Here is a 6,326-nt window from a genome sequence, read left to right as displayed (position 1 = left end):
TGCCGCCAAGCTCGACGTGCAAAGAGTGGAGAGGCGTGCGCTTCGGTGTGGTCATGATCCGGTCAACTTCCGATTATCCAAAGGTCAAAATGCATAACCGTCAGTCTGCCCCAAGCCGCATAGAATGCAATGATTCCACCCGGTTTCTAGTGAAACACCGATCCGAAGAAGAGGCGGTATACAGACGCATGCATCACGAATGTTCCTATAGGAAACTTTTTTCCGTTAGGCAACAACCCTCGTTTCCATCGCATGAAATCCGCGGCGTCCGGCCGGATGCGGGGAGGAGGATTTCACCGTCGATGCACAACCTTCCTAGGGATTTTTCGTTGCAAAGTGGCGTTTAGACAGAGAGGGACCGTACGGCACGCATCAGAACTTCGAGTCCCGCAATCAAATCGATCTCTGCCGTATCTTCTGCAAAATCATGGCTGATTCCGTCGATCGAGGGCGTGAACAGCATCGCGACCGGCATCAGGCGAGACACGTTGGTGGCATCATGCAAGGCCCCCGAGGGCATTCTGCGCCACCGACGCGGTGCGACCTGTTCCGCACCGCGTTCAAGAGCGCGGCGCAAGGTCGGATCCATGGCAACGGGATCCAGCCCCAGCATGGGGCCGTAATCCAATCTCATCCCCAGTTGCTCAGCGGTTTCTTGAGCTGTCGCCCGAATGATCTCCTCCATCCGGGCCAAACGGTCTGCATCAGCATCGCGCCATTGCATCGAGAACCGAACCCGTCCCGGCACGATGGACGAAGCGTTTGGATGCAGGTTTACCCGCCCGACGGTCCAGACCGTCTGCGGCGTGACGACATTGCGAAACCTCTCATTGAGCCGGGTGTTGAACAGGGACAGGGCCTGAAATGCGTCGCGGCGCAGGTGCATGGGGGTGGTGCCGGCGTGGTTCTGCTGACCTTCGAAGGTGATCGACATATCGCGGATGCCAACGATATCCGTGACAACTCCGATCTGATCTCCGGACGCGTCCAGAGAGGGGCCCTGTTCGATATGCATCTCTATGAAGCCATCGAAACGGGACGGGTCCACGAAGCCCTGGGACAAGTCTGCCATGGAGGATCGGGCCTGGCCAAAGCTGACTCTGGCCCCATCGGTCAACACATCGGCTTTTTCCAGAGACAACCCGCCCGACCAGACAGCAGAACCTGTGGTCACGCCAAACCGCCCCTCTTCGTCCTGAAAGCTGACAACTGAAATGGGACGGTCGACGGAACGTGCAACTTCCAGCGCGGCGATGACGCCAAGGGCGCCGTCCAGCCAGCCGCCTTCGGGCTGACTGTCGGAATGTGATCCCATCAGCAGCGAAGGGCCGGACGCCAATCCGAACAGGTTTCCCACCGGGTCAAACTGTGGGGTCAGGCCCGCTTCGCGCATACGTCCGGCAAGCCACTGGCGCGCAGCGATATCCGCGTCGGAATAGGCAGGGCGGACAACCCCTTTGCCCACTCCCGAGGCACCGAATTCACGCAACTTATGCAGGTCGGTCAGAAAACGCGTGTGATCGACGGTCATGAACCCCTCCGAAGGTTTGTTCGGGGCAAACCATAGCCAGAAACAGTAAAGGAGCGAGGTTTTTTTCGACAGGCGTGAAACCCCTCTGGCACCAGAGGGGAACCTGCCCTAAGACTTCGGCGCAAGAGGGACCGACATGTCACATATCACATTGGTGCGCCACGGGCAGGCAAACACAACGGCGCGGGACGAGGCAAGCTATGACAGGCTCAGCGACTTGGGGCATCAGCAGGCGCGCTGGCTGGGGGCGCATCTGCGTGATACCCGCAGCCACTATACCCGGGTCTATTGCGGAACCCTGACCCGCCACGCCGAGACGGCGGCCAGTATGGACTTGCCCAATCCAATCCGTGACGCGCGACTGAACGAGATCGAGTATTTCACGCTGGCGCAACTGTTCGAGGACCAACACGGTGTTGCGATCCCCACGGACCGCGAAGGTTTCGTCGAACATCTGCCCAAAACCTTTGCGGCCTGGGCCAACGGCGAAATCGAGAACCCGCCGGAAACCTTCGAAGAATTCGAGACGCGCGTGCGCGACGCGCTGCACGAGATCGGAACCGAGGGCGGACCGGCCATTGTCGTGACCTCGGGCGGGTTGATTTCGATGGTGGTGCGGCAGGCGATGGGGTTGGATATCCCGTCAATGGCACGGGTGGCCCTTGCCATCATGAACACGTCGATGCATCGTCTGCATCCGATTGGTGCTCAGCTGAGCCCGGTCCTTTTCAACGCCGTTCCGCATCTGGAAGCCCCTGATCGGCAGTTCGCGCAGACCCACCTGTAACCAGACCGGAGACGCCTGATGCAGCTTTACTATGCACCCCGAACCATCTCGGTCGCTGTTGCGATCGCACTGGAAGAGGCCGGGCTGGAATACGAAGCCGTCAAGCTCGACTTCGCCGGGGGTGAACAGACGAAACCAGCTTACAAGCAAATAAACCCCAAAGGCCGCGTTCCCGCACTGGTGGTGGATGGCGGCATCCTGACCGAGACCGGGGCATTGCTGGAATTTATCGCCGCCAAGGCCCCCGAGGCCGGGCTGGTGCCGACCGACCCGGTGATGGCGGCCCGGATGCGTGAAGTGATGTTCTACCTTGCGTCGACCATGCATGTGAACCACGCGCACAAATTGCGCGGGCACCGCTGGGCCGACAAGAAATCCAGCTGGAAAGACATGAAAGACAAGGTCGCGCAGACGATGACCGCGTCATGCGCTTATATCTCGTCGAACGGGCTGCGTGGACCATTCGTGCTGGGCGAGGCGTTCTCGCTGGCCGATGCTTACTTGTTCGTGGTGTGCAGCTGGCTGGAAGGCGATGGCGTGGACGTTTCGGCCTTTCCCAAAATCGTCGCCTTCCGTGAGGCGAATGAGGCACGCCCTTCGGTTCAGGCGGTGCGGGCCGCCGGAATGCTCTGACAAAAGGAAATAAGATGACACATCTCTGGGTCCGGGCAGAACAGCGCCCGAACGAAGAACGGGTTGGGCTGACACCGGAAGGCGCCGCCGCACTGATCGCGGCCGGCATCCGCGTGACGGTCGAGGAAAGCCATGCCCGCGCCATTCCACTGGACGGCTACAAGGACGCAGGCTGCGAGATCGCGCCCGAGAATTCCTGGCCCGAGGCCCCGCTGGACGCGATCATCTTCGGCCTCAAGGAACTGCCCGACGACGGCACGCCCCTGCCTCACCGCCACATCATGTTCGGCCATGCCTTCAAGGGCCAGCATTCGGGCCGGGCTCTGCTGGAACGGTTCAAGGCGGGCGGCGGCACGCTTTATGATCTGGAATACCTCGTGGATGAGGATGGTCGCCGGGTAGCGGCCTTCGGCTATTGGGCAGGCTACGCGGGCGCGGCGGTGACGCTCAAGACCTGGGCGGCGCAGCAACGGGGCGGGATCTGCGGCCCCGTCGGCGTCTATCCCGGCAAGGACGCGCTGAACGCCGAACTTCTGGCAGAATTGGACGCCACCGGCGCGCCCCGCCCCCGCGCCATCGTCATCGGAGCTTTGGGCCGTGTGGGCACCGGTGCCGCAGACCTGTGTGAGGCAATGGGTGTCGCGGTCACCAAGTGGGACATGGCCGAAACCGCCAGCGGCGGACCGTTCCCCGAAATCCTTGACCATGATCTGTTCCTGAACTGCATCTTCGCGCGCCCCGGAACGCCTGTCTTTGTCCCGCGCGAGGCGTTGACCGCCCCGCGCAAGCTGACCGCCATCGGCGATGTGGCCTGCGACCCCGACAGCGACTACAACCCGGTGCCCGTCTATGACCGCGCCACCACATGGGAAGAACCCGCCCTGCGCGTGGCCACCGACCCGGTGATGGACGTGATGGCGATCGACAACCTGCCGTCGATGCTGCCGGTCGAAAGCTCGGAAGACTACGCGGCGCAACTTCTGCCGTTCTTGCTGACCCTGACCGATCTGGACAGCGGTGTCTGGGGTCGGGCAGAAGCAACTTACAAAACGCATATTGAAGGACTCTGAACGATGACCATTCATTGGTGTGGCACCGGCCTCTCAGCCATTCCCGGCCTGCGTCGCCTGATCGAAGGCGGCCACAAAGTCACCGTGTGGAACCGGACCGTCGACAAGGCCAGGGCCGAGGTCGGAGACCTGACCGACGACATCCGCGCCTTCGACATCGACGCGCTTGGCGTCGTACTGGAGAAGGGCGATGTAATCGTCTCGATGCTGCCTGGTGACTGGCATGTGCCGCTTGCGGAACTGGCGATTTCGAAAGGGGCCAATTTCGTCTCGTCTTCGTATATCGCGCCCGAGATGCGCGCGCTGGATGAAAAGGCACGCGAGGCCGGTGTCGCACTGGTCAACGAGGTCGGGCTGGACCCGGGCATCGATCACCTGATGGCACATGCCCTGATCGACGACTACCGCGGCTCCGATGCGTTCGACCCGGAAAACCACCTGAGCTTCATTTCCTATTGCGGCGGCATTCCCAAGAACCCCAACCCGTTCCGCTATAAATTCAGCTGGTCGCCGCTGGGCGTGTTGAAAGCGCTGCGGTCGCCGTCGAAATCGATCCGCGATTACGCGCCGCTGGACGTTGCCCGCCCCTGGGATGCGATTAGCAGCTACATCGCCCCGCTGCCGACACCGGAAAGCTTCGAGGTCTACCCGAACCGCGATTCAATCCCCTTCATGGCGCAGTATCATTTCGAGGATCACTGGCCGGTCAAGGAATTCGTCCGCGGCACCCTGCGTCTGAACGGCTGGGCCGACGCGTGGTCGGATGTGTTCACCGAGATCGAAACCCTGTCCGGCCCGGAAGGGGATGCGCGTCTGAAAGAGATGTCGGACCAGTTCTGGGAGGAAAACGCCTATGACGAAGGCGAGCCTGATCGTGTTGTGTTGTGCGTGGGATTGAAGGCCGAGAAAGACGGCATCGAAGTCTGGCACAAGACCTATGTCATGGACGCCTGGGGCGACGAACGTGGCACGGCGATGGCGCGTCTGGTGTCGATTCCGGTCTCACTTGCGGTCGAGGCCGTATTGAACCGCGCCATCCCGGCCGGTGTTCACGCGGCCCCCAGTGATCCCAAGCTGGTGCAGGGATGGATGGGTGAAATCGACAAGCTGGCCCAGCATCTGCAAATCGTCGATCACACGGCCTGAATGAAAAAAGCCATTCCAGACTGTCTGGAATGGCTTTCATTTTTGTACTTTACGCATATTGTCCTCGTTCGGGTTTCCCTCACCCGGCCTTCAGATATACCGCTGGATGGTATCTTCGATATCACTGCGGTTGATGCCCAGCTCGGACAACTGATGATCGGTCAAAGCATTCAGATGCTGGGCTGCGCGGACAATATCAGGGCTGATCGAACGGATCCGCATGGCACGATCAAACAGCAAAAGCGCGCTGGCGGCCGGAGCCGGTTGATTGGTGGGCGGTACGACGTCGAACATTCTGGCAACCTCGCTGACAGGCTTTTGGGGATGGGTTTCAGTGCACGCTGAATACTTGATCACTGCCGGTATGGCTTGTTGTGATACACACTTTCATATGCGCGCCTTTTGATCTGATCCCGCTGGATGCCGATGTCGGCCAGTTGTACGTCATCAAGCTTTTCCAGATCCCGCACGGTTTTCGAAAAAATCCGGCGGCGGAAATGCTCGACCTTTGCTTCTGCATAGTTTGAAAACAGACCGTCAAGCAGGCCACCCCGGCCTTCGAATGTTTGTGTATGTGACATGTCTTTCTCCTCCTGAACTCAATGTCTTTGTCTTCCTGACATCAGATTTGGGAAGGCTGCCTTAACGTTGCCAAACCGGTTCATTAAGGTTTGTTAAGACTGTATTGGAGGGAAAGTTCGGGCTGGACCGGCGCGTTGATTACAGTCTTCGATCCAGGCCCGCGACATGCCCTTTCAGTGGCGGATCAAGATAACGCGAATATCGATCCGTCGCAGAAACCGCCCCTTTGCAGGCAAGTCACATCAGATCGTTTTCGACGTCCTCGGCTGATATCCCCAGCGCGTCCAGACCGTTCTCAAGGTGGTCTGACATGTGCGGAGTGCCGATCAGGTAGTCGGCGCAGGGGGTCGAGGCCTCGGCCTTGGCAGTGGCAATCGCTTCGGCCAGATCCTCGGGGAAAAAGCTTTCGCGGCCGATCCACATGATGGCAACCAGTTCGGCTTGCTCGTCTTCGCTCATACGTTCGATGAAGGCGCGCATTTCACCTTCTGCCCGGTTCAGCTCGCGCCCCATCATGGCAATCTGAGCGACCTTTCTTGCCGATATTTCCAACATGCATCAGCTCCTCGTGTTCGCG

General features: G+C 60.0%; 8 protein-coding genes. 5 read left to right on the top strand and 3 right to left on the bottom strand.

What is annotated here, in order from left to right; all coding sequences use genetic code 11:
- Positions 1-343: 343 nt before the first annotated feature.
- On the bottom strand, positions 344-1,531 hold the full coding sequence (locus GOW04_RS17790) for a Zn-dependent hydrolase (RefSeq protein WP_171233475.1): 1,188 nt from the start codon (positions 1,529-1,531) through the stop codon (positions 344-346).
- Between the two features lie 136 nt (positions 1,532-1,667).
- Between GOW04_RS17790 and GOW04_RS17785 the strand changes: the two genes are divergently transcribed.
- From GOW04_RS17785 to GOW04_RS22040, 5 genes are read left to right on the top strand one after another with little or no spacing between them, the layout of a single operon-like run.
- The gene (locus GOW04_RS17785; protein WP_170346653.1) at positions 1,668-2,318 is read left to right on the top strand and encodes a histidine phosphatase family protein; all 651 of its coding nucleotides are present in this window, start codon (positions 1,668-1,670) and stop codon (positions 2,316-2,318) included.
- A gap of 18 nt (positions 2,319-2,336) precedes the next feature.
- Positions 2,337-2,951 carry a glutathione S-transferase family protein gene (locus tag GOW04_RS17780; RefSeq protein ID WP_171233474.1) on the top strand — a complete coding sequence of 205 codons (615 nt, stop codon included), beginning with the start codon at positions 2,337-2,339 and terminating at the stop codon, positions 2,949-2,951.
- A 14-nt stretch (positions 2,952-2,965) separates the two neighbouring features.
- Positions 2,966-4,021 (top strand): saccharopine dehydrogenase, encoded by a 1,056-nt coding sequence (locus tag GOW04_RS17775; RefSeq protein ID WP_171233473.1) that lies wholly within the window; start codon positions 2,966-2,968, stop codon positions 4,019-4,021.
- Positions 4,022-4,024: 3 nt separating this feature from the next.
- On the top strand, positions 4,025-5,167 hold the full coding sequence (locus tag GOW04_RS17770) for a saccharopine dehydrogenase family protein (protein ID WP_171233472.1): 1,143 nt from the start codon (positions 4,025-4,027) through the stop codon (positions 5,165-5,167).
- A complete protein-coding gene (locus tag GOW04_RS22040; RefSeq protein WP_254430196.1) occupies positions 5,168-5,512 on the top strand; it encodes a hypothetical protein in 345 nt (114 codons plus the stop codon).
- Positions 5,513-5,520: 8 nt separating this feature from the next.
- Here GOW04_RS22040 and GOW04_RS17760 read toward each other — a convergent pair whose 3' ends face one another.
- Positions 5,521-5,748 (bottom strand): DUF1127 domain-containing protein, encoded by a 228-nt coding sequence (locus GOW04_RS17760; protein WP_152459348.1) that lies wholly within the window; start codon positions 5,746-5,748, stop codon positions 5,521-5,523.
- A gap of 238 nt (positions 5,749-5,986) precedes the next feature.
- A complete protein-coding gene (locus GOW04_RS17755) occupies positions 5,987-6,304 on the bottom strand; it encodes a DUF3775 domain-containing protein (RefSeq protein ID WP_152459349.1) in 318 nt (105 codons plus the stop codon).
- Positions 6,305-6,326 lie beyond the last annotated feature (22 nt).

The sequence above is a fragment of the Ruegeria sp. HKCCA4812 genome, assembly GCF_013034245.1.
Classification (GTDB): domain Bacteria; phylum Pseudomonadota; class Alphaproteobacteria; order Rhodobacterales; family Rhodobacteraceae; genus Ruegeria.
The sequence above is the reverse complement of the archived record's forward strand: the minus strand, read 5'-3'. Positions and strand labels throughout refer to the sequence as shown.